We start from the raw sequence: 2,001 nt of genomic DNA on the forward strand, positions 1-2,001 counted from the left end.
CCGCTCGCGCTGCTGGAGGCGTTGTGATGGCCGAGGTCCGCATCGCCCGCCGCGACGCCCCGCCGCGCAGCGTGTGGGCGCTGGAGCAGGCCGGCGTGCACCCGCTGCTGGCGCAGCTGTTTGCCGCGCGCGGCGTGCGCAGCAACGACGAACTCGACGACGGCCTCGCCCGCCTGATCCCGCCGGCCGAGCTGCACGGCGCGCAGGCGGCCGCGGTGCTGCTGGCCGATGCGATCGCGGCGCGCAAGCGCATCTGCGTGGTCGCCGACTACGACTGCGACGGCGCCACCGCCTGCGCGGTCGCGTTGCGCGGGCTCGCGCTGCTGGGTGCAGCGCCCGGCACGCTGCGGCACATCGTGCCCGACCGCGCGGTGCACGGCTACGGACTCACGCCGACGATCGTCGACCTGGCCCTCGCGCAGCAGCCCGGTCCGAAACCCGACCTGCTGCTGACCGTCGACAACGGCATCGCGAGCATCGCCGGCGTCGCGCATGCCCGCGCGATGGGCCTCGACGTGCTGGTCACCGACCACCACCTGCCCGCCAAGGAAGGCGAGCTGGTCGTGCTGCCGGACGCCAGCGTGATCGTCAACCCGAACCAGCCCGGCTGCGCCTTCCCGAGCAAGAACCTGGCGGGCGTCGGCGTGATGTTCTACGTGCTGCTCGCGCTGCGCACCGAACTGCGCGCACGCGGTGCCTTCAGCGCCGAGCAGCAGCCGCGGCTCGACGCGCTGCTCGACCTGGTCGCGCTCGGCACGGTGGCCGACGTGGTGCGGCTCGATGCGAACAACCGCCGGCTGGTCGCGCAAGGCCTGCGGCGCATCCGCGCCGGCAAGATGCACGCCGGCATCGCCGCGCTGTTCAGCGCGGCCGGGCGCGATGCGTCGCGCGCCACCGGCTTCGACTTCGGCTTCGCGCTCGGGCCGCGCATCAACGCGGCCGGCCGGCTGTCGGACATGTCGCTCGGCATCGAGTGCCTGCTGACCGACGACCCGGYGCGCGCCGCGCAGCTCGCGCAGACGCTGGACACCATCAACCGCGAGCGCCGCGAGGTCGAGGCCGGCATGCGCGAGCAGGCCGAGGCCATGCTCGAGACGCTGATGCCCGAGGGCGATGCGCCGCCGGCGCTGGCGCTCTACGACCCCGAGTTCCACGAAGGCGTGGTCGGCATCGTCGCCGGGCGGCTGAAGGACCGGCTGCACCGGCCGACCTTCGTGTTCGCGCTCGGCCAGGACGGCTTGCTGAAGGGCTCGGGCCGCTCGATCCCGGGCTTCCACCTGCGCGATGCGCTGGACCTCGTCACCAAGCGGCATCCGGGCGTGCTGAAGCGCTTCGGCGGGCATGCGATGGCGGCAGGCTGCACGCTGGCCGAAGAGGATTTCGACACCTTCGACGGCGCGCTGCAGCAGGTGGCCCGCGAGTGGCTGGACGCGGCGACGCTGTCGCGCACGCTGCTGACCGACGGGCCGCTGGCGGCCGAGTATTTCAATGCCGAAACGGTGCGCTCGCTCGATGCGCAGGTGTGGGGCCAGGCCTTCGAGCCGCCGCTGTTCTGCGACGAGGTCGAGGTGGTGTCGCAGCGGCTGGTGGCCGAGAAGCACCTGAAGCTGTCGGTGCGGCATGCGGGCGCGCTGCGCGATGCGATCTGGTTCGGCCACACCGCGCCGGTGGGCACGCGGGTGCGGCTCGCGTACCAGTTGCGCGTCGACGACTACAACGGCCAGCAGCGGGTGCAGATGGTCGTGGAAGGAGCCGGATGAAAGCGATGATGCGGGCGGCGCTGGTGGCCGCGATGTGCGTGACGGGGGCTGCCGCGCAGGCGGTCGACGTGGTGACCGTCGCGACCGGGCTGCAGAACCCGTGGGGCCTGGCCTTCCTGCCCGATGGCCGCCTGCTGGTCACCGAGCGCCCGGGCCGTTTGCGCATCGTCGCGGCCGATGGCCGGCTCGGCGCGCCGCTGCAGGGCCTGCCGGAGGTCGACGCGCGCAGCCAGGGCGGGCT

The 2,001-nt window shown here is 73.5% G+C and carries 2 protein-coding genes; both read left to right on the plus strand.

The genetic code is table 11. The annotated features are described in order from the left end of the window. Positions 1-26 precede the first annotated feature (26 nt). On the plus strand, positions 27-1,760 hold the full coding sequence (gene recJ / locus AC1D01_RS32160; protein WP_477873565.1) for a single-stranded-DNA-specific exonuclease RecJ: 1,734 nt from the start codon (positions 27-29) through the stop codon (positions 1,758-1,760). Further along, positions 1,757-2,001, plus strand: a 245-nt coding sequence (locus tag AC1D01_RS32165) for a PQQ-dependent sugar dehydrogenase (protein WP_477873566.1), incomplete at its 3' end; no start/stop codon positions are given. The genes recJ and AC1D01_RS32165, both read left to right, overlap by 4 nt.

This window comes from Rhizobacter sp. P3_B12, from assembly GCF_056402895.1.